Source organism: Roseovarius dicentrarchi (genome assembly GCF_003316635.1).
Lineage (GTDB): Bacteria > Pseudomonadota > Alphaproteobacteria > Rhodobacterales > Rhodobacteraceae > Roseovarius > Roseovarius dicentrarchi.
In genome coordinates, this window is sequence record NZ_QNQP01000004.1 from 148731 (window position 1) to 173253 (window position 24523).

21 protein-coding genes are annotated in these 24523 nt (G+C 65.0%); 12 read left to right on the plus strand and 9 right to left on the minus strand.

Annotation, left to right across the window (positions count from 1 at the left end; all coding sequences use genetic code 11):
* Positions 1-22 precede the first annotated feature (22 nt).
* From DQ230_RS04330 to hflX, 6 genes are all read left to right on the plus strand, one after another.
* Positions 23-2296: a sensor histidine kinase NtrY-like gene (locus DQ230_RS04330; protein WP_113911274.1), complete on the plus strand. Its 2274-nt coding sequence runs from the start codon at positions 23-25 to the stop codon at positions 2294-2296.
* Between the two features lie 2 nt (positions 2297-2298).
* Positions 2299-3681 carry a nitrogen assimilation response regulator NtrX gene (ntrX, locus tag DQ230_RS04335; protein WP_113911275.1) on the plus strand — a complete coding sequence of 461 codons (1383 nt, stop codon included), beginning with the start codon at positions 2299-2301 and terminating at the stop codon, positions 3679-3681.
* An 82-nt stretch (positions 3682-3763) separates the two neighbouring features.
* On the plus strand, positions 3764-5140 hold the full coding sequence (gene trkA, locus DQ230_RS04340) for a Trk system potassium transporter TrkA (RefSeq protein ID WP_113911276.1): 1377 nt from the start codon (positions 3764-3766) through the stop codon (positions 5138-5140).
* Positions 5141-5143: 3 nt separating this feature from the next.
* Positions 5144-6688, plus strand: coding sequence for a TrkH family potassium uptake protein (locus tag DQ230_RS04345; protein ID WP_113911277.1), 1545 nt, complete (start codon positions 5144-5146; stop codon positions 6686-6688).
* Positions 6689-6860: 172 nt separating this feature from the next.
* On the plus strand, positions 6861-7100 hold the full coding sequence (gene hfq, locus DQ230_RS04350; RefSeq protein WP_113911278.1) for an RNA chaperone Hfq: 240 nt from the start codon (positions 6861-6863) through the stop codon (positions 7098-7100).
* Positions 7101-7196: 96 nt separating this feature from the next.
* Positions 7197-8474 carry a GTPase HflX gene (hflX, locus tag DQ230_RS04355; RefSeq protein WP_113911354.1) on the plus strand — a complete coding sequence of 426 codons (1278 nt, stop codon included), beginning with the start codon at positions 7197-7199 and terminating at the stop codon, positions 8472-8474.
* On the opposite strand, the gene DQ230_RS04360 is transcribed toward hflX, so the two are convergent.
* Positions 8471-10945, minus strand: a complete 2475-nt coding sequence (locus DQ230_RS04360; RefSeq protein WP_113911279.1) for a penicillin acylase family protein — start codon at positions 10943-10945, stop codon at positions 8471-8473. The genes hflX and DQ230_RS04360 overlap by 4 nt on opposite strands.
* Between DQ230_RS04360 and DQ230_RS04365 the strand changes: the two genes are divergently transcribed.
* Positions 10937-11914 carry an NAD(P)-dependent oxidoreductase gene (locus DQ230_RS04365; protein WP_275263520.1) on the plus strand — a complete coding sequence of 326 codons (978 nt, stop codon included), beginning with the start codon at positions 10937-10939 and terminating at the stop codon, positions 11912-11914. The two genes, DQ230_RS04360 and DQ230_RS04365, sit on opposite strands and share 9 nt — an antisense overlap.
* Before the next feature lie 91 nt (positions 11915-12005).
* On the opposite strand, the gene DQ230_RS04370 is transcribed toward DQ230_RS04365, so the two are convergent.
* The 3 genes from DQ230_RS04370 to surE form a co-directional block, all read right to left on the minus strand.
* Positions 12006-13187 carry a peptidoglycan DD-metalloendopeptidase family protein gene (locus tag DQ230_RS04370; RefSeq protein WP_238987418.1) on the minus strand — a complete coding sequence of 394 codons (1182 nt, stop codon included), beginning with the start codon at positions 13185-13187 and terminating at the stop codon, positions 12006-12008.
* Between the two features lie 65 nt (positions 13188-13252).
* A complete protein-coding gene (locus DQ230_RS04375; protein ID WP_113911282.1) occupies positions 13253-13912 on the minus strand; it encodes a protein-L-isoaspartate(D-aspartate) O-methyltransferase in 660 nt (219 codons plus the stop codon).
* The gene (gene surE, locus DQ230_RS04380; RefSeq protein ID WP_113911283.1) at positions 13909-14691 is read right to left on the minus strand and encodes a 5'/3'-nucleotidase SurE; all 783 of its coding nucleotides are present in this window, start codon (positions 14689-14691) and stop codon (positions 13909-13911) included. The genes DQ230_RS04375 and surE overlap by 4 nt, the downstream gene beginning before the upstream one ends.
* A 148-nt stretch (positions 14692-14839) precedes the next feature.
* Between surE and DQ230_RS04385 the strand changes: the two genes are divergently transcribed.
* Positions 14840-15073, plus strand: coding sequence for a hypothetical protein (locus DQ230_RS04385; RefSeq protein WP_113911284.1), 234 nt, complete (start codon positions 14840-14842; stop codon positions 15071-15073).
* 53 nt (positions 15074-15126) lie between these two features.
* Here the strand turns inward: DQ230_RS04385 and DQ230_RS04390 are convergent, their stop codons facing one another.
* Both DQ230_RS04390 and tyrS read right to left on the minus strand, forming a co-directional pair.
* Positions 15127-15765 (minus strand): SDR family NAD(P)-dependent oxidoreductase, encoded by a 639-nt coding sequence (locus DQ230_RS04390; protein WP_113911285.1) that lies wholly within the window; start codon positions 15763-15765, stop codon positions 15127-15129.
* A 526-nt stretch (positions 15766-16291) separates the two neighbouring features.
* Positions 16292-17542 (minus strand): tyrosine--tRNA ligase, encoded by a 1251-nt coding sequence (gene tyrS, locus DQ230_RS04395; RefSeq protein WP_113911355.1) that lies wholly within the window; start codon positions 17540-17542, stop codon positions 16292-16294.
* 63 nt (positions 17543-17605) lie between these two features.
* Here tyrS and DQ230_RS04400 point away from each other — a divergent pair, with 63 nt between their 5' ends.
* The 4 genes from DQ230_RS04400 (at position 17606) to DQ230_RS04415 (ending at position 21557) form a co-directional block, all read left to right on the plus strand.
* Positions 17606-18706, plus strand: a complete 1101-nt coding sequence (locus tag DQ230_RS04400; RefSeq protein WP_113911286.1) for an anhydro-N-acetylmuramic acid kinase — start codon at positions 17606-17608, stop codon at positions 18704-18706.
* Entirely contained in the window at positions 18706-19437 is a 732-nt protein-coding gene (locus DQ230_RS04405) for a maleate cis-trans isomerase family protein (protein ID WP_113911287.1), read from the plus strand. The genes DQ230_RS04400 and DQ230_RS04405 overlap by 1 nt, the downstream gene beginning before the upstream one ends.
* 69 nt (positions 19438-19506) lie before the next feature.
* Positions 19507-20787 (plus strand): hypothetical protein, encoded by a 1281-nt coding sequence (locus DQ230_RS04410; RefSeq protein ID WP_113911288.1) that lies wholly within the window; start codon positions 19507-19509, stop codon positions 20785-20787.
* Positions 20784-21557, plus strand: coding sequence for a COG3904 family protein (locus DQ230_RS04415; RefSeq protein ID WP_113911289.1), 774 nt, complete (start codon positions 20784-20786; stop codon positions 21555-21557). Before DQ230_RS04410 ends, DQ230_RS04415 begins: the two co-directional genes overlap by 4 nt.
* A gap of 63 nt (positions 21558-21620) precedes the next feature.
* On the opposite strand, the gene DQ230_RS04420 is transcribed toward DQ230_RS04415, so the two are convergent.
* The 3 genes from DQ230_RS04420 to DQ230_RS04430 are packed head-to-tail and all read right to left on the minus strand — an operon-like array spanning position 21621 to position 24349.
* Entirely contained in the window at positions 21621-22805 is a 1185-nt protein-coding gene (locus DQ230_RS04420) for a vWA domain-containing protein (RefSeq protein WP_113911290.1), read from the minus strand.
* 7 nt (positions 22806-22812) lie between these two features.
* Positions 22813-22980 (minus strand): apolipoprotein acyltransferase, encoded by a 168-nt coding sequence (locus DQ230_RS04425; RefSeq protein ID WP_113911291.1) that lies wholly within the window; start codon positions 22978-22980, stop codon positions 22813-22815.
* Between the two features lie 4 nt (positions 22981-22984).
* On the minus strand, positions 22985-24349 hold the full coding sequence (locus DQ230_RS04430; protein ID WP_113911292.1) for a DUF2927 domain-containing protein: 1365 nt from the start codon (positions 24347-24349) through the stop codon (positions 22985-22987).
* Positions 24350-24523: the final 174 nt, after the last annotated feature.

Below are 24523 nucleotides of genomic sequence, written 5' to 3' on the forward strand. Positions count from 1 at the left end.
AATCGCGCCAAGCCGTTGGGGGATGTCAGTGGCCGCAAGGACACGCACAGCAGGGTGGGAACGTATCTTGCGCCTGCGCCGCGCAAAGCGGCTACAGAATTTTGCCACCCTTGGGCTGGTTGTGCTGGGGCCGGTTCTGGCTCTGGTGACGTTCCTTGTTATGGGGCCGCTTGATCAGGGGGCGCAAAGCAATGTGCTGCGCCTCGTCCTGCTGTGCGATCTGATCTACGTGATCGCTGTTGCCGCGCTGGTTTTGCAGCGCGTCGTGCAAATGATCTCGGCCCGCCGGTCGCGCTCTGCCGGATCGCGGCTGCATTTGCGGCTGACCGGCGTCTTTGCCATCATGGCGCTGCTGCCGACGATTACCGTTGCGGTATTTGCGACCCTGTCGGTGAACATGGGCCTTGAGGCGTGGTTTTCCGATCGTGTGGGCCGCGTGGTCAGCAATTCGGTCGCCGCCGCCGAGGCGTACGAGGACGAGCATCGCCGCGATCTGGTCATTGATGCGCGGGCGGTGGCGCAATTCCTTGAGGCTGTCAAACAGCGCAGTATCTTCATGGATGACGGCGACATCCGGCAAGTTCTGTCCGAAGGCCAGCGCGAAATCCAGCGCGGCCTGCGCGAAGCGTTCGTCATCGACAGCACCGGAGAGATCCGCGCCCGCGGCGAAAGCTCCTATCTGTTTGACTACGAGCAGCCCAGCCCCGAGCAGATCGCCGAGGCGCGCAGCGAGGGGCTGCTGATCATTCAGGATTGGGACAACAACGAATTTCGCGCGCTGATCCCGCTGGAGGGGTTTGCGGACCGGCTGCTTTACGTGACGCGTAACGTCGATGGCGATATTCTGGCGCTGCTGGACGAAACCAAGGAAACCGCCAATTTCTACCAGCAGCGCGAAAGCGAGCGGGGCAGGGTGCTGTTTGAATTCGGCCTGTTATATCTGGGCTTTGCGGTCATCCTGATCCTGGCCGCCGTGTGGCTGGGCCTGTGGTTTGCCGAACGGCTCGCGCGTCCGGTGGGGCGCCTGACCAGTGCCGCACAGCGTATCGGCGCGGGCGATCTGGATGTGCAGGTCCGCGAGGAAGAGGGCGATGACGAGATCGCCCAGCTCAGCACGTTTTTCAACCAGATGACCCGCCAGCTGAAGGGCCAGCGCGCCGCGCTGCTGTCCAATACCGAACAGATCGAACGCCGCCGCCGCCTGTTTGATTCGGTGCTGGGGTCGGTGTCGTCCGGGGTTGTCGGCCTTGATGCCAAGGGGCGGATCGCGTTCGTGAACCGCGCCGCCGAGAAACTGCTGGACTGGCAGGAGGACCGCCAATCTGTGGATCTGGCCGTTGCGGTGCCGGAATTTGCCGAGCTTTTCAAACGCCTGCGCAAAAGCGCGGGCGGCTTCGTGCAGGACGAAATTCGCGTAACGCGCGGCGGCGAACAGGAAAGCCTGCTGGTGCGCATGTCGACGCGCCTGACCGATGCAGGACGGCGCGAGGGATATGTGGTGGCGTTTGACGATGTAACGGACCTTGTGTCAGCGCAGCGGATGGCGGCGTGGGGCGATGTGGCCCAGCGTATCGCGCATGAGATTAAGAACCCGCTAACGCCGATCAAATTGTCGGCTGAACGGACGCAGCGGAAATTCTCGAAACTGCTGGGCGAAAAGGATGCTGCCGATCTGGCGCAACTGACCGGTGTCATCGTGCGCCAGACGGATGATTTGCGCCGCATTGTCGATGAATTCTCGAAATTCGCGCGGATGCCCGAGCCGCAGCGCAAACCGGAAAGCCTGACGCAGCTTCTGCGCGAGGCGGTTCTGTTGCAAGAGGCCGGCCAGCCTGATGTGCGGATCGAAACCGATCTGGACGAGGCGCCGCTTTGGGCCGATATTGACGCGGCGATGATCGGACAAGCGTTGACCAATCTGATCAAGAACGCCGGCGAAGCCACGGAAACATTGCGGGAAAAAGGGCGTGCGCCCGACAATTTCCAGCCCACGATCCGCGTGACCAGCCGCATCATTGACGGCCGCGCCGAGCTGCGCATATCCGATAACGGCATCGGCCTGCCCGAGGACCGCGCGCGCCTGTTCGAGCCTTACGTGACCACCCGCGACAAGGGCACCGGTCTGGGCCTGCCGATTGTCAAAAAGATCATCGAAGAGCATGGCGGCAGCTTGACGCTGGCACCGGCTGATCCGTTTGAAGAGGGCGCGCATCCGGGCGCGATGGCCGTGATCCGGCTGGATTTGACACGAGTTAGTACAGAACAGATGGGCGCCGAAACGGCGATGGGGGCATAGATATGAGCGATATCCTGATTGTGGACGACGAGCGCGACATTCGCGAGCTGATCTCGGATATTCTGGGCGACGAGGGCTATACCACGCGCATGGCGGGCAATTCCGATGATGCCATGGCCGCCATCACCGCCGACCCGCCCGCGCTGTTGATCCTCGATATCTGGCTGAAAGACAGCAACATGGACGGGATCGACATCCTCAAAGCGGTCAAGCGCGACTATCCCGAGGTGCCGGTCGTGATCATTTCGGGCCATGGCAACATTGAAATCGCCGTCGCCGCGATCAAGCAGGGCGCGTATGATTTCATCGAAAAGCCGTTCAATATCGACCAGTTGATGGTGGTGATCCGTCGCGGCATGGAAACCAGCCGCCTGCGCCGCGAGAATACCAGCCTGAAACGGCGCGAGACGACGCCGGCCGACATGCTGGGCGAAAGCGCGCTGTTTCGTGCGCTCTTGGGCCAGCTGGACAAGGTGACACGCTCGAACGGGCGCGTGATGCTGACCGGGCCGGCCGGGTCCGGCAAGGAACTGGCCGCGCGCTATATCCACGTCAATTCCAACCGCGCGGCGGCACCTTTCGTCGTGGTCGGCTGCGCCTCGATCGAGGCCGAGCGCATGGAAGAGGTGCTGTTTGGCCGCGAGTCCCCCGAAAAAGGCGTGGAGCCGGGCCTGCTGGAGGAGGCGAACGGCGGCGTGATCTATTTCGACGAGGTCGCCGATATGCCGCAGGGCACCCAAGGCAAGATCCTGCGCGTGCTGGTTGACCAGCAGTTTCTGCGCGTGGGCGGCGCGAACAAGGTGCAGGTGGATCTGCGCGTCATCTCCTCCACCTCGCGCGATCTGGAACAGGAAATCGCCGAAGGCCGGTTCCGCCGCGAGCTGTTTCACCGCCTGAACGTGGTGCCGATCGCCGTGCCATCGCTGGAGGAGCGGCGCGACGATATTCCGCTATTGGCCGAGTATTTCATCGAAACGCTGAACAAAACCCAAGGCTTGCCGCTTCGCCCCCTCAGCAGCGAGGCGCGCGCGCAGCTTCAGACCATGTCATGGCCCGGCAACGTGCGCCAGCTGCGCAACATGATCGAGCGGGTCTTGATCCTGGGCGATGGCACCGGCGAGATCGAGCTGCGCGAGCTGCCCGGCGAGACGCAGAATGCCCCCGCCGACGGGCGCGTTGTGCTGTCCGGGTCGCTGGCGCTGATGCCGCTGCGCGAGGCCCGCGAGGCGTTCGAGCGGGAATATCTGCTGACGCAGATCAACCGCTATGGCGGCAATATCAGCCGCACCGCCGAATTCGTCGGAATGGAGCGCAGCGCGCTGCACCGCAAGCTGAAATCGCTGGGGGTCATGACGTCGGGCAAATCGCCGGCGCGGGCAGGTTGATCCGCCGCGCCCGCCGCGCCAGATCATTTGACCGCCCTGCGATTGTCAGGCACATCAGGGCAGCAGCTTTGAAAGGCACGCCATGAAGGTCATCATTTGCGGCGCAGGTCAGGTCGGGTGGCAGATCGCGCGCCATCTGTCGGGCGAAAACAACGACGTGACGGTTGTGGACAACAACCCCGATCTGGTGCGCCGCGCCACCGACACGCTGGATGTGCAGGGCCTGCACGGCTTTGCCAGCTATCCCGATGTGCTGGAGCGAGCCGGCGCGCGCGATGCCGACATGATCATTGCCGCGACCCATTCGGACGAGGTGAACATGGTCACCTGTCAGGTTGCCCATTCGGTGTTCGCCATCAGTCGCAAGATTGCGCGCCTGCGCAGCCAGTCCTATCTGGACGCGATTTATTCCGATCTCTACCGCCGCGATCACATGCCCATCGACGTGGTGATCAGCCCCGAAAAAGAGGTGGCCGAGGCCGCGCTGCAACGCCTTGCCGTGCCGGCCGCGTTTGATACCGAGCGGTTCATGGACGGCAAGGCGCAGCTGATGGGCCTGCGGCTGGACGAGGATTGCCCGGTCGTCAACACGCCGCTGCGCCAGCTGTCGGATCTGTTCTCAACCCTGCGCGTGGTTGTTCTGGCGGTGCGCCGCGGCGGGCATCTGTTCGCGCCGGAGGCCGGCGATCAGCTGTTTGTCGGTGACGAAGCTTACGTTTTCGCCCCGAACGAGGATATTCCCCGCACGCTGGAGGTGTTCGGCAAAGTCGTCCACAAACAGGAGCGGGTGGTGATCCTGGGCGGCGGCAATGTGGGCCTTGCCGTGGCCAAGGCGCTGGAGGCGCAGGGCCGCGGCCTGCGCGCCAAGATGATCGAGCGCAACCGCGGTATTGCCGAACGCGCCGCCGATGCGCTGGAGCGGACCATCGTGCTGAACGGCGACGCGCTGGACCGGGCCATTTTGCACGAGGCCGGGATTGTCCGCGCCGATGCGGTGCTGGCCGTCACCGACGATGACAAAACGAACCTGCTGGCCGCCGTGCGCGCCAAATCCGAGGGTTGCCCCTTTGCCATCGCGCTGATCAACGACCCCACGCTGGTGCCTTTGCTGGAGCCGATTGGCGTGGACGCCTATATCAACCCGCGCGCCACCACGGTCAGCAGCATCCTGCGGCATATCCGGCATGGCCGGGTGCGCGGCGTCTATTCCATCGGCGACGCCGAGGCCGAGGTGATCGAGGCGCAGGTGATGTCGACCTCCTCGATCGCGGGCAGCATGATCCGCGACATCGACTTCCCCGAAGGGGTGCTGGTCGGCGCGGTGCAGAAGGGCGACAAGATCCTGAAACCCACCGGCGCGATGCGCATCGACGAGGGCGACGTGATCGTGATCTTTGCCATGGCATCGGACGTGGAGCGGGTTCAGCAACTGCTTCAGGTCTCGGTCGATTTTTTCTAGGGCATGGTCGCGCGGTCCCGCATAACGCGCGCAACGCCGCTGGCCCGGCTGCCGCTGGTGCTGCTGTTGGCGGGGGTCGCGTCACTTGCCATGTTTGTGCCCGCATTTCATGCGCTGATGCTGGGCGATCATACGGTGTCGCGCAGTTTTGCCTATTCGGGCGCGCTGGGGCTGGTTCTGATCGGGCTGATTGCGCTGGCCATGGGCGGCAACGCGCGGCGCGATGCCAGCGATCTGGACAACCTGCTGTCGCTGTGTCTGGCCTTTGCCGCGCTTCCGGTCTTTCTGGCCGTGCCGTTCTACGAGGGGCTGCGCACCACCAGCTTTCTGAACGCTTACTTCGAGATGGTGTCGTCCTTTACCACTACCGGCGCGACGCTGTTTGAAAAACCGGGCAGGCTGCCTGACAGCCTGCACTTGTGGCGTGGCATGGTTGGCTGGATGGGCGGGCTGCTGATGTGGATCGCTGCGTCGGCGGTGCTGGCGCCGCTGAACCTGGGCGGGTTCGAGCTGACCGCGACCGCCGAGCCGGGGCAGAGCGACGATGCCCAGGGGCGGTTTCAGCGCGCCGGGTCCGGGCGCCGGGTTGTTCAGGTGACCGCAACGCTTGCGCCACTCTATATCGGGTTGACCGGGGCGCTGTGGCTGTTTCTGGCGATTGGCGGCGATCGCCCGCTGGTGGCGTTGGTCCATGCGATGTCCACCATGGCGACCAGCGGCATATCCCCCATCGGCGGCGTGGCAAATGCCGGGTCTGGCATCGGCGGCGAAGTGGTGATTTTCTTCTTCATGATGTTCGGGCTGTCGCGCCTGACCTTCACCGCCGATACGCTGACATCGGCGCGGCCCGGCCTGCTGAACGATCCCGAATTCCGGCTGGGCATCGTGATCGTTCTGGGCGTGCCGCTGCTGCTGTTCTCGCGCCACTGGGTTGGCGCGTTCGATGTGGAACGGGTGGATGACCTGCCCTCGGCGCTGAGCGCGCTTTGGGGGGGCATGTTCAGCGTGCTGTCCTTCCTGTCCACCACCGGATTCGAAAGCGCGCATTGGGAACAGGCGCGCAGCTGGTCGGGGCTGGGCACGCCGGGGCTGATTCTGATGGGCGCCGCGCTGATGGGGGGCGGGGTCGCAACCACGGCGGGGGGCGTCAAGCTGCTGCGGGTCTATGCGCTTTATCTCAATGGTCAGCGCGAGATGGAGCGTTTGGTGCATCCTTCCTCGGTCGGGCGCGCGGGGGCGCGCAGCCGCCGGATGCGCAGGCAGGGCGCGTTTGTGGCGTGGATCTTCTTCATGATGTTCGCGATGTCGCTGGCGCTGGTCACGGTGGTCATGGCCGCGCTGGGAATGACGTTCGAGCAGTCGGTCATTCTGGCCATCGCCGCATTGTCCACCACCGGCCCGCTGACCCAGATCGCGGGCGAGGCGCCGATTGTCTTGAACGTCATGGCGCCTGCGGCCAAGCTGGTGATGTGCGCCGCGATGGTGCTGGGGCGGCTGGAAATGCTGGCGATCATCGCACTCATCACGCCCAGCATCTGGCGCGATTGAGGCAGGCCGCACCGCCTGCGCCGCCCGGCAATCCGGTTCTTTCGGGCAACTCTGCGCAACTGCTCGATTTTAGGGCTGGAAAGTCGCGCCGTGCCGCATCATATTGAACGGATATAAGCATCCGAAGCCGATCCGCGGCACTTGCAAGAAAAAATGGATTTGGGGACCAACTATGGCATCTGAACGTCAGAACCTTCAGGACGTGTTCCTGAACCAAGTGCGCAAGACCAAGACGCCGGTAACGGTATTCTTGATCAACGGTGTGAAATTGCAGGGTGTCATCACCTGGTTCGACAATTTCTGCATCCTGCTGCGCCGTGACGGTCAGTCGCAACTGGTGTATAAACACGCGGTTTCCACAATCATGCCATCGCAGCCCATCAGCCTCTATGACGGTGATGATGCGGCTTGATCCGCGCCATTCCTCAAGGGTGATTCAATGACCGGCGACTTTGTCGAAGACGGTGACGATCCGCATACGCAGCGTTTGCTGAACCGCGACCGCAGCATTGAAACCAAATCCCGCGATACCCGCGCATGGGTGCTGCATCCGGATATCTACAAATCCGGCGGCCAGGCCCGCAAACCCAGCCTTGCACTGGAGGAGGCGACGTCACTGGCCCGCGCCCTGCCTGGGCTGCAGGTTGTCGGCGGCGGCGTTGTGCGCCTGCCCAAGGTCCACCCCGGCAAGCTGTTTGGCAAGGGCAAGATCGCCGAACTGAAGGCCCAGTTCGAGGAGGCCGAGATCGAGCTGGTGCTGATCGACGGCCCCCTCAGCCCCGTGCAGCAGCGCAATCTGGAAAAGGATTGGGGCGTCAAGATACTGGACCGTACCGGCCTTATCCTGGAGATTTTCAGCGACCGCGCCGCCACGCGCGAGGGCGTGTTGCAGGTGGAAATGGCCGCGCTCAGCTATCAGCGCACGCGTCTGGTGCGCGCCTGGACCCACCTGGAGCGGCAGCGCGGTGGCCTCGGCTTTGTCGGTGGCCCCGGCGAGACGCAGATCGAGGCGGACCGCCGCGCCATTGACGACCATATCGTGCGCCTGCGCCGCCAGCTGGACAAGGTTGCCAAGACGCGGACCCTGCACCGCGCCGCCCGCGCCAAGGTGCCGTTTCCCATCGTCGCGCTGGTCGGCTACACAAACGCCGGAAAATCGACGCTTTTCAACTACCTGACCGGCGCCGACGTGATGGCCAAGGATATGCTGTTCGCCACGCTGGACCCGACCATGCGGCGTATCGCGCTGCCCGGCGGCGGGCCTGAGGTGATCCTCAGCGATACGGTCGGGTTTATCTCGGACCTGCCGACAGAACTGGTCGCCGCGTTCCGCGCCACGCTGGAGGAGGTGCTGAGCGCCGATCTGATCCTGCATGTGCGCGACATCGCCCACCCCGACAGCGACATGCAAAAGGCCGATGTCGAGGAGATCCTGACCAGCCTCAAGGTGGACGAGGAAACCCCGCTTCTGGAGGTCTGGAACAAGATTGATCTGGTCGATGCGGCCGAGCATGACGCGCTGATCACACGCGCCGGGCGGTCCGAGAATGTGCAGGTCATCAGCTCGGTCACGGGCGAGGGGATGCAGGCGCTGGTCGATCGCGTCGCGCAGATGCTGATGGGCGAGGCCCGCCGCGAGGAGGTATCGCTGCCCTATGCCGCAGGGCGCCAGCGCGCATGGCTGCACCAACACGGCCTGATCGAGGATGAGGCAGAGGGCGAGGATGGCTATCTGCTGACCGTCCGCTGGACCCCGCGCCAGCGCGCCGAGTTCGACGCGCTTTAATCGGTTTCCTTGGGTGTCAGAACGGTGATGCCCACCGCGCCTGCGCGGGCCAGCTCGGGGTCCAGCGACATCGGGATGTATTCGCCGCGCCGCCATAATTGCGCCAGATCGTCGTAATACCGGCTGAGAAAATGGCCCGATTGCCCGGTCGATATGACAAAGACGCTGCTGCCCGGATCAGCGAAATCATAGACCCCGCGATAGCCCGCGGCATGCACGTTCTGAAACGGGTTCGGCCCTTTGCCGCTGGTGCGCCCGCGTTGCAACGTGTGATCGCCGCCGCCGGTTGACTGGCGAATATTGACGAAATAGCGCAGTCCCGGCACCGAACCCAACACCGGATGATCCTGCACCGCCTGATGCGCGTCCCCCCAGCGCAGCGATTCCAGCGCCGTGCCGTAGCGGTCGGAAATCCAGACCAGCGCATCGTCCAGCGCCAGCCGCGCGATGTCGGGGCATGTCTCGACGGGCGAGGATTGCTTGACGTCGCACCACGCGGCGGCGCCGTCTATATTGCGAAACACCCGCTCGACAAAGACGGGGTCGGTATGGGTGAACTCTTCGGCCAGCGGCCCCAGCTCGTCACGGGCAAGGCGCTGGCCCAACGCGCGCAGCCATGCGGCGTAAATCAGCGGCTCGGGGCGGTGTTCGTTCATCTCGCCGTTCCATTCGGCCAGCAGCTCCAGCGCGCGCTGGCGCAGGCGCTGGGGGGTGCCTTCGGGCGCGCTTTCGCCGGTGAACCACAGATCGGCGGCGATCAGCGGCAACAGCGACCGCGCGGTAAAGCTGACCGTATCCAGCTGCGCCTCGACAAAGCTGTCGCGGGTGTGGACCTCGCGGCCCTGCATCAGGCGCTGCCAGCGGTGGATACGCTGCGTGTCGCCCCAGCGGTGGCTGACATGCAGCGGAAAGGGGCGATCGACGATCTTGTTGTTGGTATTGCCCAGGATACCGCCGGCGGGGTCGGTGAATTCGGGATTTGCCGAATAGGGCAGCCGCCCCTGCCAGCGGTTATGCGCGATCCAGCCCCGGCTGGGCAGGCGCCCTTGGGTGTCATGTTCGCCATGGCGGCGGGGCATTGCGCCGACCATCTTCATCGCGATGCGCGTCTGATCCACCACGGTCAGCACCTGCGCTGGCGCGACGAACTTTTCGCCTGCGGCCAGTGCCTCATCTACGCTGGCGGCGCGCATCAGGTCGATGCCGGCGCTCATGGTCGTGTCGCGCGGGCTAAGGGCGGTCCAGGACAACGATGCCACATGGCCGGGCGGGGTGATGGTGGCCAGATCATATTGCGATCCGGGCAAGACGGGGCCGTTTTCCGTGCTGCGCAGGGTCAGCGTGACGGGGGCGGCATCCTTGACCTTGATGATGGTGCCGCGGCTGATGAATTTGGCGTAGCCATCGGGTGTGCGATACTCCTCCGGGTTGTCGGGGTTCAGCTGTTCGATATGCACATCCTGATCGTCCAGATAGGCCGAGGTGATGCCCCAGCCCAGCGTATCGCTGCGCCCGCTCAGCACCAGCGGAACACCGGGGACGGTGGCGCCGATGACGCCGCCGGTCGACAGCTCCAGCCGGGCCAGATACCAGATCGACGGCGCGGTCAGACCCAGATGCGGATCATTGGCCAGCAGCGTGCCGCCCGCAGCCGAGCGTGCGGGCGCGGCGGCAAAGGCATTGGACGCGCCGGCCAGCGCGGGCGGGTTGATCGGCGACAACGCGCCCATATCGGCGGAGCCTTCGGCATAGCGGGGCAGTGCGCCGGGCGCGAAAAAGCTGGAGTATTTCGGCAAGGCGGCGACGCCGCCGCCGGGTGCGTCGGGCAAGATGTCCATCAATCGCGCCGGATCATCCAGCGCCAGCGACGTGCGCGCGCGCAAGACCTCGCTTTGCATATGACCCGAGAGCTGCACGGCCAGCAATTTGATGATGGCAATGGAATCGGCAGGCACCCAAGGGGTGATGGGCGCGTTGAACAGGAACATTTCGGGCGCGCCGCGCCCCAGGGCGCTGTCATTGATTTCAGCCAGCCGGGCGTTGACGCCGCGCGCGTATGCCTCCAGCGCGGCGCGGGTGGCGGGATCCTGCCAGCGGACGGACGCGCGCGCGGCGCCGTAGATGTCGAACCGGCGCATCAGCTTGTCTATGGCCAGGCTGCGGGCGCCGAACACCTCGGACAGGCGCCCCTGCGCGGTGCGGCGCAGGATTGTCATCTGCCAAAGGCGGTCCTGCGCGTGGGCATATCCCAGCGCCTGAAACACGTCTGCCTCGGACTGGGCAAAGATATGCGGCACGTTGGCATTGTCGCGCACGATTTCGACGGTGTCATCGAGGCCGGCGATGGCCAGCGATTTGTCATAATCAGGCAGGGACCGCGCCAGCAGGAAATAAAGGCCAAGCAGCGCCAGCAGGGACAGCGCGATCAGCGCGCCCGCAATCCGCATCAGCCATTTGAACATCTGCGCCATGCCGCCCCGCCTTGCAATTTTGCCTGCGCAGGGGATAGTCAGAAACGGGGCCGGAAACAATGGCCCCGGCGGCAATGTGAACGGGGGAAAACGCGCATGGCGAAACTTGCATTTCTGGGACTGGGTGTGATGGGATACCCGATGGCGGGCCATCTGGCGGCAGCGGGCCATGACGTGACGGTTTATAACCGCACCAATGCCAAGGCCGAAAAATGGGTGGCCGAACATGGCGGCGCGCATGCCGCGACCCCGCGCGAGGCTGCGATGGGCGCCGATTTTGTTATGGCCTGCGTCGGCAATGACGACGATCTGCGCAGCGTTTGCCTGGGCGATGACGGGGCATTTGCCGGTATGGACAAGGGGGCGACATTTGTCGATCACACCACCGTTTCCGCCGCTGTCACGGCCGAATTATACAAGGCGGCCAGCGATGCGGGATTGCAGTTTGTCGATGCGCCGGTATCGGGCGGGCAGGCGGGGGCGGAAAACGGCCAGCTTTCGATCATGTGCGGCGGGGATGCCGCGGCCTATGACGCGGCCGAGCCGGTGATGAACATCTATGCCAAACTGTGCCGCCGCATCGGCGCGTCAGGCGCGGGCCAGATGACCAAGATGTGCAACCAGATCGCCATAGCCGGATTGGTGCAGGGCCTGAGCGAGGCGCTGCATTTCGCGGAAAAGGCCGGGCTGGACGGGCGCGCGGTGGTCGAGGTGATATCCCAGGGCGCGGCGGGCAGCTGGCAAATGGCGAACCGGTACGAGACGATGCTGAATGACGCGTTCGAGCACGGGTTCGCGGTGGACTGGATGCGCAAGGATCTGGGGATCTGCCTGAAGACAGCCGACGAAAATGGCGCATCCCTGCCGGTGACGGCGCTGGTCGATCAGTTCTACAAGGATGTGCAGAAGATGGGCGGCGGGCGCTGGGACACATCCAGCCTGTTCAAGCGGTTGCGCGAGATCGGCTGACGGCGCGCAGGCTGCCGGCGCTGGAATCTGAGTATTTTTCCGGGAAGATGAAAGAAGGGCGCGGCGCACATGCCGCGCCCCTTTTTACCGATTATTCGGTCAGGTAGGGGACGGGATCGAGGCTTTCAAAGCCGTCGCGCACCTCGAAATGGACGGCGGCGGCGCCGGTGGCCGGGATTTTCGCAAGGGTTTGCCCCCGCGCCACGCTGTCGCCGGTCTTGACCGCCACGTTGGCCACGTTTGAATAGACCGTCAGCAGGTTGCCGGGGTGTTTGACCACGATGATCGGGGTGCCTTTGGTGTCCTTGGTAATGGCGGCGACGGTGCCGGCATCGGCGGCCTTGACAGCGGTGCCGGGGCTGGCGGCGATGTCGATGCCGTCATTCTTGCCCTTGGAATAGGGGCGCACGATGTCGCCGCGAACCGGATAGCTCATCCGTGCCTTGGGGGCTGTCGTGGTTTGCTGGCTGCCCAGATCGGGCGCCTCTTTGGGCGGTGCGGGCTGGGCGGCGGGCACGGTATCCTCGCGCGGGAGCGGTTTGGCGGCGCTGGGTGGCTCGGGCGTGGGGGTGCCGGCGCCGGGTGGTTCGGTGGCCGCTGTGCGCGCCGGTGGGGGCGTGTTCTGCCCCGGCAGCGCCAGCGGAATGATCAGGAACTGGCCTTCGCGCACCGAAAAATCGCTGCCAAGGCCGTTCCAGTCAGCGAGGCTGCGGATCGGCACATTGTAGAGCCGGGCGATGGTATAGGCCGTTTCGCCGCGCTCGACCTTGTGGCGGACAGGCTCGGACCCGGTTTGCGGGGTGGCGGGCGCCAGCGTGCTGGTTTCGATCTGGCTGGGGCGGGCGCTTTCGATGGCGGCGCCGGCGATCTGGGTGATGTCGCGGCCTGTCGTGATCGGGCCGCCCGCCGGTTCGGCCACGCGGCCGGGCAGGGCGATGATTTCGCCCTTGCGCAGCGGATCGCCCGTTTGGATGCCGTTGTAGCGGGCCAGCTGGTTTGCATCGACGCCGATGCGCGCGGCGAGGCTGGCCAGCGTGTCGCCGCGCTGCGCGACCGCGACCTGATAGCCGGGATACGAGATGATGCCGCGCGCGTCCGGTTTGGGGCGGCTGGCGGTCGCGGTGCGGGCGGCCTCGGCGGTGTCCAGCCCGCCGATGGGGCCGCGCAGATCGAAATCCATATTCTCGCCGCAAGCGGCGAGCGCCAACGCGCAACTGCCGGCCAGCAGGATCTGGATACGGGGACCGGCCCCGGTGCGTTCGGTTCTGCTCATGTCCGTCTTTTTCCTCATGCTCGGCCCCCGAGTATGCCGGGGCTGGTCTGAAATGTCTTGCGCCGTCAGGCTGTATCGCGGCCCAGCCCCTCGACCAGTGGCACGAACCGCACGGGGCGCAGTTCGTCATAGTCAAAGCCCGCATCGGTGCGCGTGACGCGGATCAGTCGCTGCACTGTATCGGATTGGCCCACGGGAACCACCATGATACCGCCGATTTTAAGCTGCGCCAAGAGCGGTCCGGGCGGATCCTCGGCCGCTGCTGTGACCAGAATCCGGTCAAAGGGCGCCTGTTCGGGCAAGCCAAAGCTGCCATCGGCTGTCAGGGCGATGATGTTGCTCAGATCCATGGCCTGAAAAATCTCGCTGGCCTCCTGCACCAGCCGTCTGTGGCGATCGACCGTGTAAACCCGGCGCACCAGCAGGCTGAGGATCGCGGCCTGATAGCCCGAGCCGGTGCCGACCTCCAGCACCTTGTCGCGCGCGCTCAGCTTCAGCGCCTGCGTCATCAGGCCCACGATCGAGGGCTGGCTGATGGTCTGGCCGCAGGCGATGGGCAGCGGCATATCCTCATAGGCGCGGTCGGAAAAATAGCCGCGGATAAAGGGGCCGCGGTCGATCTTTTCCATGGCCTCAAGCACGCGGTTATCCGTAATGCCCTTGGAGCGGAGGGCATATAGGAACTGCATCTTGCGTTCGGCGATTTCGGGGTCTTCGTCTGTCATTCGATGGCTTTCAGCGGCTCCAGCATGTCATGCGCGGTCAGGTCCGCGCGCATCGGCGTAACGGAAATATAGCCGTCCAGATTGACCGCCGCATCCGATCCTGGGCTGGTCGGCTGCTGCTGGCCCGCGCCTGTGACCCACAGGAACCGCCGGCCCGAGGGCGATGTGTGCGGCTCGACGCCAAAGCCCATGTCGCGGCGAAAGCCCTGCCGGGCTGCGCGGATGCCCTTGACCCCGCTGGCCGGGAAGGGGGGGAAATTCACGTTGTAGAAGATGCCGTAATCGTCGCGTGTCCATACGCCCTTGTCCAGCAGACGCTGCACCGTATCAAGGCCATGACCGCGCGATGCGTCGAACGTGTCGTCCAGCGCATTGTTGCCGGGGCCGTAGAACTGGCTGAGCGCGATGGCGGGGATCCCCTGAAGCGCGGCCTCCATCGCGGCGCCCAGCGTGCCGGAGTAAACGGCGTTTTCGGCGGCGTTGTTGCCACGGTTGACGCCCGACAGCACCAGATCCGGCGCGCGCCCGTCCAGAATGTCGTAAAGCCCCGCCAGCACGCAATCGGCCGGGCTGCCCTGCACGGCAAAGCGGCGCGGCGCCAGTTCGCTGACCATCATCGGCTGGGTGTAGGAAATGGCATGGCCGACGCCCGACTGCTCGAACGCGGGCGCGACGCACCACACTTCGCCGCGCGGGCCGGCCAGCGCATCGGCGATTTCCTGAAGCACCTGCAGGCCCGGCGCGTTGATGCCGTCGTCATTGGTAATCAGTATGCGCATTCCGGCCTCCTGCGGTGACGTCCTGTTCTACCTGTATCCGGCGCAGCCGGAACCGGCAAGAGTCTGGCCCGGGCGCGACCGACGATAGTGGTTGATATTCGGGTATAAATATCATTGATGTGGCGCATATTCAGACGGGGGATGGCGCATGAACAATCGCAGGTTGACCACCGCATTTGAAATTTCGGGATCGGTGTTGGCAATGGCCTATGCGCTGCTGATCGCCTCCAACACCGGCAACGAGGTTCTGGGTTTCAGCCTGCTGTTGGTATCCTCGGCGCTGTTTGCGGGCTGGGCGGTCATAGATGCGCGCTGGAGCTTTCTGATCCTTCAGGGTTTCTATGCCACCTCCGCGATCATCGGATTGATCCGCTGGGCCTGAGGACAGGCCGGGGACAGGCATTGACGCCGCCGTCAGCCTGCCGGATTTGCCCGTCAGCCCAGCATCTGCACCAGTCGGCGCGCCGCATCGCGGGGACGGGTCAGCGCCTCGCGGTCCTCGCCGGGATAGAACCGCGCGCGCATGGCCGTGGCCATTGGTCCGGGCGAGAGGATATGCACCTTTGGCCCATGCCTGGCGCTTTCGGCCTGCCAGGAGCGGGCCAGCGCGATCTGCGCGGCTTTGGTTGCGCCGTAGGCGCCGGCGAATTTTTCGCCTGCCTTGAAATCTTCAAAGAACATGGCCTGTCCGTCCTCGCCCAGGAGCGGCGCGATATAGGGGATCAGATGGCCGGTCGCGGTGACGTTGATGGCAACCGATTTGTCCCAGTCGCGCGCGTCCATCGTCATCGCGGGGCTAAGCGGGGCCGCATGAATGGCAGTATGCGCCCAGATTGCTACGCTGCCCCAACGGTCATATATGCCGCGGCACAACTGCGCCATTGCGTCGGGGTTGGTGATGTCCATCGGCGCCAGAGTGGCCGAATGGCCCGCCGCCTGAAGCCGGTCGTCCAGCTCCTCCAGCGCGCCGGTGGTGCGGGCTACGGCCACAATGTGGTGGCTTGGGGCGAGTTCTTCGGCGAGGGCGGCGCCAAGGCCGCGCGATGCGCCGGTAATCAGGGCTACTTGTGTCATGCTGCCGATTTGGACGCGATGGATCGCAAGGTCAAGCGGGATTGTTCGTGCAGATCAGGTCAGCCATCCGGCGCGGAACTCGCGGGCGTTGATATCCGGCATCATCGAAGGATCCGAAGCCGGCCGGGGGCAATGCCCATCTCTCGGCAAGCGGGCTGGTCAGGGGCGCCTGCCGAAACACGGGGCCTTCCTGAACGTCCGATCTATCCCGGTTTGAAGCGAGCTGTTCGATACCTGTGTCATGCCCGCGTCCCTACGGTCCTTGTCGGGAAGCGACACGGTGCGCAAACGCGGCAATTCAATAAAAGGCCAAGATCACTGCTGTTCCGGTGGGCTGGTATCGTGAAAGGTGTAGCGCCGGGCACTTCCTGGCGAAAGTCCGGAACGACGTGACTATTGATGCCCAATGCCCTGCCGGGCAGCGGCGAGACGTCGCGACAGGATCAGACAGGATAGCCCCGCGCAGGGGTGTCCTTTGAACGATGGCAGGTGGCTCGCGCGCCCGGATGTGCGGGCGCGCGGTTGTTCAGGCAACGCGGATGAGCGCGTGACGCTTTTTGCCGGCGCTGAGCTTGATCGGCTGGGCAAGGGCGGCGGCGTCGATCATCAGGCCCGGATCGTTGAGCGGTGCATCATTGAGGCGCGCGCCATTTTCGGAAATAAGGCGCTTGGCATCCTTGCCGGATTTGGCAAGACCCGCGCGCACGATGAGTTGCACGATGGAAATGCCATCGGCAACTTCGGCAGGCTCCAGCGTGAGGGTGGGCAGATCGTCGCCAACGCCGCCCTTTTCGAACACTTCGCGCGCGGTGGCTTCGGCAGCCTCGGCCGCGCCGGCGCCGTGCAGGAGGCGCGTGACCTCATTGGCCAGGATGATCTTGGCCTCGTTGATTTCCGCCCCGCCAAGCGCGCCAAGGCGTTCGCATTCCTCCAGCGGCAGCTCGGTGTAGAGCTTGAGGAAGCGGCCCGTATCCGCGTCTGTCGTATTGCGCCAGAATTGCCAGAACGTGTAGGGGCTGCACATCTCGCCGTTCAGCCAGATCGCGCCATCGGCGGATTTGCCCATCTTGCGCCCGTCCGAGGTGGTCAGCAGCGGCGAGGTCAGGCCGAAAACCTGACCGTCGACCACCCGGCGCGTCAGGTCGATGCCGTTGACGATATTGCCCCACTGATCCGAGCCGCCCATTTGCAGCGCGCAGCCGTAGCGGCGGTTCAGCTCAAGGAAATCATAGGCTTGCAGGATCATGTAATTGAATTCAAGGAAGGACAGCGATTGCTCGCGGTCCAGCCGCGATTTCACCGACTCGAACGACAGCATCCGGTTGACCGAAAAATGCCGCCCGATATCGCGCAGGAAATCGAGGTAGTTCAGCCCGTCCAGCCATTCGGCGTTGTTGACCATCATCGCGTCGGTCGCGCCATCGCCGTAGCTCAGGTATTGCGCAAAAACCTGCTGCATGCCGTCGATATTCTCGTCGATCACCTCGGGCGTGAGCAAGGGCCGCTCGTCGCTGCGAAAGCTGGGATCGCCCACCTTGGTGGTGCCGCCGCCCATCAGCGTGATCGGCTTGTGCCCGGTCTTTTGCAGCCAGCGCAGCATCATGATGTTCAGCAGATGGCCGATATGCAGCGATTTGGCGGTCGCGTCATAGCCGATATAGGTCGGCACCACGCCCGCCATCATTGCATCGTCCAGCGCCTGCATATCGGTGCAGTCCGCCAGATAGCCGCGTGTCTGCATCACGCGGAGGAAATCTGATTTGGGGTGATAGGTCATGGTGCTTGTCCCGGTCTGGTTTGCGCGGCATGTATAGGCGCGCATCAGGCAAAGGAAAAGGCCATGTTGAAAGCGGGGCGGGTATGGGCCTTGGGGGCGATGTCGGGCACGTCACTGGACGGGGTCGATGCGGCGATGATCGACACGGACGGCGAGGCGATTTTCGGTTTCGGCGCCAGCCGATACCGTGCCTACAGCGCCGAGGAACAGGCGGTGCTGGCTGCTGCGTTGGGGCGTTGGCCGGGTGATGATCTGGGCGCCGCCGCGCGCGTTGTGATGCAGGCGCATGTCGAGGGCTTGGGCGGATTTGACGGTGCCGAGCTGGTCGGCTTTCATGGCCAGACACTGGCGCATGAGCCGGACGGGCGCGGAACGCACCAGCTGGGCGATGGCGCGGCGCTGGCCGATGCGCTGGGTCTGCCTGTGGTCTGGGATTTTCGCAGCGCCGACGTGCGGCTGGGCGGGCAGGGCGCGCCGCTGGCGCCGTTTTTCCATTTCGCTTGCGCGAAATATATCCGGGCGGATGCGCCGGTGGCGTTTCTCAATCTGGGCGGCGTTGGCAATCTGACATGGGTCGATCCCGGCGCGCGCCGCCCCGAGGATGACGGCGCGCTGATCGCGTTTGACACCGGGCCGGCCAATGCGCCGATCAATGATTTGCTGATGGCGCGCCGCGGTCTGCCCTATGACGAGGGCGGCAGGCTGGCGCGCGCGGGCGAGGTGGCCGAGGGCGCGCTGGAGCTGTTTCTGGACGAGCCGTATTTTCTGAAGATGCCGCCGAAATCGCTGGACCGGGACGCGTTTGCCGACATGATCGGGCTGGTGGGAGAGTTGAGCGATGCAGACGCCGCCGCGACCCTCACCGCCATGTCCGCCGCCGGCGTGCTGCGCGGGATGGAGCATTGCCCGGTGCCGCCCGCGCGCCTGCTGGTCACGGGCGGCGGGCGGCATAATCCGGTGATGATGGACATGCTGCGCGCGGCGCTGGATTGCGACGTGGCACCGGTCGAGGATGTCGGCCTTGATGGCGACATGCTGGAGGCGCAGGCGTTTGGCTACCTCGCGGTGCGCGTGGCGCGGGGGCTGCCCACCTCTTGCGCCAGCACGACGGGCGTGCGCGCGGCGGTGTCCGGCGGCACGCTCAGCACACCGGGGGAGGGGTGATGGACTATGTTCTGAACGACGGCGCCGGGGGCGGCGCGCGGCTGGGCTTGATCGTGCTGGCGACGGACGAGACGCTGGAATATGAAGCGCGGCAGGTGTTCGCGCAGCGCGACATCCAGCTGTTGCACACGCGGATTCCGGTGGCGACAGACATCACGCCGGCGACACTGGCGCAGATGGATGCGGCCATGCCGGTGGCGGCGGGGCTGCTTCCCGCGGGGCTGGACGTGATCGGCTACGCCTGCACGTCGGGCGCCACCGTCATCGGTGCGGCCCGCGTGGCCGAGCAGATCCGCAGCATACATCCGGACGCCCGCGTGAGCGATCCGATCAGCGCGGTCGTGGCGGCTGTGGCCCATCTGGGCGCGCGCCGGGTTGGAATGGTCACCCCCTACCTGCCCAGCGTGACAGCGCAGATGCGGGCGCTTCTGACTGAAAACGGTGTTGAGATCGCCCATGAGATCAGCTTTGCCGAGCGTGATGACCGCCGCGTGGCGCGGATTGATCCAGCCTCGACCCGTGCGGCATTGCTGGAGGCGGCAAAGGCGCCGGGGGTCGAGGCGCTGTTTGCCAGTTGCACCAATTTGCAGACATTCGAGATCATAGATGAGGTCGAGGCAATCACCGGGCTGCCGGTGGTGACGTCCAATCAGGCGCTGATCTGGCATATGCTGCGTCTGGCCGGGGTGGATGCGGCAGGCTGGGGTCCGGGGCTGCTGTTTCGGTCCTGACGCGGGCATTCTTTGCGATTGTCGGCCACGGCCCCATATAGGGGCGAACATAAGGGACAGGAACAGCACATGACCAAACGCGAGGCACAGATCACACGGGCCGAGGCGCAGGGCGTGCGCTATGCCGCCGAGCTGGAGGGCCATGTGCGCTGGCTGGACGGGATCACCGGCGCGGCGCTGGGGGTGCTGGCGACGGCCTCGGGGATCTACACCTATCTGGGGGTGTCGTCCCTGCTGGACGACAATGGCGCGCTCAGCTTTTTTGCCGCCGCGTCCTATTCGATTGCCGTGTCGGTCGGGATCTTCGTCTTTTGGTCGTACCTGATGCGGCTTTTGCCGTCGGTGCGCACGATGGCGTCGCGCATCGGGCTGCTGGTGTCGATGGGGATTGGATCGCTGGCGATCATCGCCATGTCGTCATGGCTGAACGCCGCCGCGCTGGCCGGGTCTGCGGCGGTCGAGCAGCATCTGGCCAAGACGGTGCAGGAGTATCAAGCCTCGCTGGAGCAGGCCAATCTGATTGCCGTATCGGCGCAGGGGTTGGAGCGGGACGTGGCCCGCGTGCGCCAATCCTTCGAGGATCTGGGCGCGCAGGAGGCCAGCGGCGATCTGTCTGGCCTTGCCGGGCGCGGCGCGGTGTTTCGCGTGCTGAGCCAGAAATCGGACGAGCTGCGCGGGCTGGAGGCGCAGATCGCCACGCAGCAGCCGCTGGTCGATGCGGCCTTTGCCGAAGGCAACGCGACCCTGTCGCGCATGCGCGCCCTGACGGTGGAGCCGGGGCCGGTCGAGCCGCGCTCGGTCCAGTTCTCCGAAGAGGCGGTGCGGCTGGCCGGGCTGATCGCGCAGCTGCGCCAGCTGTCGGTCGCGCCGCTGGTGTCGCGCGCGGCGCAGGATCTGGCCGCGGCGGTGGTTTTGCCGGAGCTGGACGGGCGCTCGGATGCCGCGCGCGGCGACCAGCAAAGCACGATCACCTCGGTGCTGGAGGTGCTGGGCCAGCGCGCCACGACGCTGCGCAGCGCGGCCGATGCGGTGGTGGCGATGCCGCCGCCGAGCGATACGACCTATACGCCGATTTCCACCGCCGATGCGGTGATCCGCTATGCCGGAAATTTTGCCCCTTCTTGGGCGGGGGCCATTGCGATTGACTTGCTGCCGGCCGTGCTGGTGTTCATCCTGATGGTGACGCAAGCGGCCATCAGATCGGGGCGCGAGGGCGTGGGCATCGAGCAGACGTTGACGCTGTCGGAGCTGCGCGCGGCAATGGTGGTGCTGCATGAGATGGACGAGGTGCGCCGCCCCGTCCCGGTGGAGAGTGCGGATCCACCAAGCGGCCCGGATACAAAACTATGAGCGACAGGCTCAAAGGCTGGGACGCGCGGCGCGTTCTCTATGCGGTTCTGGGATTGCAACTGATCATGGCGGGGCTGCTGGCGGGGTCCGACGTGCTGGGGGCGCTGCCGCGTTTGGCGTGGCCATCGAGCGCGCCGGGGTTCGATGCGCCCCTGGCGCCCGGCGATCAGACCCGCCGCTACGCGCCGCGCGACACGCCGCTGCCGCCGCGCGCACCCGGCGCGCCGGAGCGCCCCTATGAGAACAGTGGCGACATGCCGAGGCGGCTGGAGTTTTTGCGGACCGGCGACACCTTGCATGTGACCGGCGAGATTGCACCGGGCGATGATGCGCGGTTTGCCCAGCGGTTGGAGGATGAAGACGGCCTGACCCTCGCGGCCATCAACAGCCCCGGCGGGTCGGTGCGCGATGCGCTGGCGATCGGGCGCGCGTTGCGCGAAGCGGGCCTGAACACGCACATTGCGGCGGGCGACATCTGCTTTTCCGCCTGCCCCTATGTTCTGGCCGGGGGCGTGCTGCGCGCCGTGGGAGAGGGCGCACAGGTGGGCGTGCATCAGCATTATTTCGGCAAGAACACCGTGCTGCCGGCGTTCATGGCGGTGTCTGACATCCAGAGTGGCCAAGGCGACGTGATGGAGTTTCTGGACGACATGGGAATTGATCTGCGCCTGATGCGGCCCGCGCTGGCAACGCCGCCGGAGGAGATTTACGTGCTGGTCGAAGAGGAGTTGCGCGCGTGGCGCGTGGTCACCGAGGGCAGCGCGGATTGAAAGTGCGGGAGCGCTCCGCGCGGGGATATTTAAGGCAAAAAGAAAGAGGGGGGGCGCGGCGCGTTATCGGCTGAGGCTGCGCATGCCGCGGTCGAGCCCGTCGAGTGTCATCGGCACCATGCGGCCCTCGAAAATCTGGCCGATCATCTGGGTGGATTGCGTGTAGGGCCAGTATTTTTCGGGAACGGGGTTGATCCACAGGTTCAGCGGCCATTGCGCGCGGGCGCGCTCCAGCCATGTCTGGCCGGCTTCTTCGTTCCAGTGTTCATTGGCGCCGCCGACATAGGCGATCTCGTACGGGGACATGGCCGCATCGCCGACGAAGATGCAGCGGTAATCCGGCCCGTAGGTATTGAGGATGTCCCAGGTGGGGGTCTTTTCGCTCCACCGGCGGCGGTTGTCGCGCCAGACGCCCTCGTAGAGACAGTTGTGGAAATAGAAATGTTCAAGATGGCGAAATTCGGCGCGGGCGGCGGAAAAGAGTTCCTCGACCAGCTGGATATGGGCGTCCATCGAGCCGCCAACATCCAGAAACAGCAGCACCTTGGCGCCGTTGCGCCGCTCGGGCTGGGTGCGGACGTCCAGATAGCCCTTTTGCGCCGTGCTGCGGATCGTGCCCGGCAGGTCGAGCTGTTCGGTGCCGCCGTCGCGGGCCCATTGGCGCAGGCGGCGCAAGGCCATCTTGATGTTGCGCGTGCCCAGTTCGACGTCACCCGCCAGATTGGCAAATTCGCGTTTGTCCCAGACCTTGACCGCGCGTTGGTGGCGCGATTTGTCTTGGCCGATACGCACGCCTTCGGGGTTGTAGCCATAGGCGCCGAAAGGCGAGGTACCGCCCGTGCCGATCCATTTGTTGCCGCCCTGATGGCGACCCTGCTGGTCCTTGAGCCGCTGTTTGAGCGTCTCCATCAACTGCTCGAACCCGCCGAGGGACGCGATTTCGGCCTGCTCTTCGGGGGTCAGATGCTTTTCGGCCATCTTGCGCAGCCAGTCTTCGGGCAGATCGACGGCGTTGAGCACATCGGCGGGCGTGATCGCTTCGATCCCGGCAAAGGCGGCGCTGAAGGCGCGGTCGAACCGGTCGATCAGGCGTTCGTCTTTGACCATGGCGGCGCGGGCGAGGTAGTAGAAGCCTTCGGTGTCATAGGTGACGAGATTTGCGCCGACCGCTTCGAGAAAGGTCAGGTATTCGCGCAGGGACACGGGCAGGCCGGCATCGCGCAGGTGGTGAAAGAAGGGCAGGAACATCGGTGGCTCAGGTAGCTGCGCGTGTGACGAGGATCAGCACAAAGACCCAGATGATCGCGAAAATCATGGCGAACACGGCGGCATATTGCGCAATATCGGCGCGGCGGCCCTTGCGGCGGTAGGCGATGAAGCCGCCAAGCGTGGCGCCGATCAGCGCCGCGATGAGGATGGTCATTGTGCTACCCGTTTCTACCCTTGAGCGGGTTAAGGCGTGAAATCTCGCGCAGTTTTGCCCGCACGGCCCAATCTGCGCCGTATCCGTACCGCGCCCAGCCGAGGCTGTCCATACGCACCTGCCGCGCCTCGGACGCGCGGCTCGACAGCTCCAACGCTTCGGCGCGCATCATCATGAGCTGCGCCAGAAGGGCCGCATTTTCATAGCGGTCTGCAACCGCGATCTGCGGGCCAAGAAGCGCCAGCGCGTCATTCCCGCGCGCCTGGCTGATGGCATAGGCCGCCAGTTGCGCCACCGCGTGGGCGCGGTGCAGTTCGGTTGCGGGATTGCGGCGGTAATACGCGTCGGCGGCGGCAAAATGGTTCTGGGCGCGCGCCGGATCGCTGCTTTGGATGATGCGGCCAATGGCGTAGTGGCTGAAGGCGCGGCGATGATCGGTCCAACCGACGGATTCGGCGATGGACAGCGCTTTTTCGGCGGCACTGCGGCGCTGCTGAGCGGCGGCGCCCGGTCCCAATGCGGTCTGTATCGCGCGGATCCATGCGCGCGGCGTGTCGCTGGCGGGCCGTGGGGCGATGGTCCGGCCGGCTGGGTTCAGACGGGCGAGAATGCCGGGCAAACGGGCCGAAACGGCGCTGCGCGACATGCCGGAGTGCAGTTCGGGCGCATAATAAGCGCGCAGGATCAGCATGTCGAAGCCGGTCAGAACCGTATGCACATTGTCGTCATTAAAGACCGAATCGGGCAGTCTGTAGAGATCGTTCAGCGGTCCGAGCGCCTGTGCCAGTTCTTCGTGCAGGCAATCGCGCACCTCTTGCGGGCTGGTGTCGTTGGGCAGAAACACGGCCGCGCGGGTGCGGGTTTCCAGCGCGCTCCACGCGGTGGCGCGGCTACGCTTGGCCGTGCGGTATTCGCTGAGCTGCGAAATGTTGGGGACGACGAAACAGGCCGCCTGCGGCAACTCGCGGCGTATTTCGGCGCGGCTGACTGCCTGAATGGTGATATTGGCCGGGCCGTTCACCTGCCGTATGTCGATGCCTGCCTCGGTGCGCAGGCGGTGCAGCAGCCGGCTGAGGTCCGATTGCAGCGTCGGTGGCGGCGCGCCGGTGATCTGCACGGTGATCGGTGTTTCAAACCGGGTCAGGATGGGCAGGTTGCGACCCGATTCCAGCTTCATCGACAGGTCCAGAAAATCGCGGGCGATGTCGCTGTTGGCCCGGCTGGGCGCGTGGGGGCGCGGGACCGCGAACGTATTGATGCTGGGCATCGTGGACAGGTCCGGCATGGCCGCACGCGTCGCCACATCGCCCGACGTGCCGGGCATGCAGGCGCCCAGCGTCAGGGCCAAAGGAAGGATCAATCTGCGCATAGTACCCCCAAGACGTTCATAAAACGTGCATGTCCTCCGATGGGTATATCACCACCGGCACAAGATCGCGCTGCTCAAAGCGCGATCCTGGTCAGGGTCGGCTGGCAAATGGACAACCGTAAGGTGCGTTCTGGGTCAAATTGCGGCAAGTTTTTCCGATTGTGACGGGTGGGC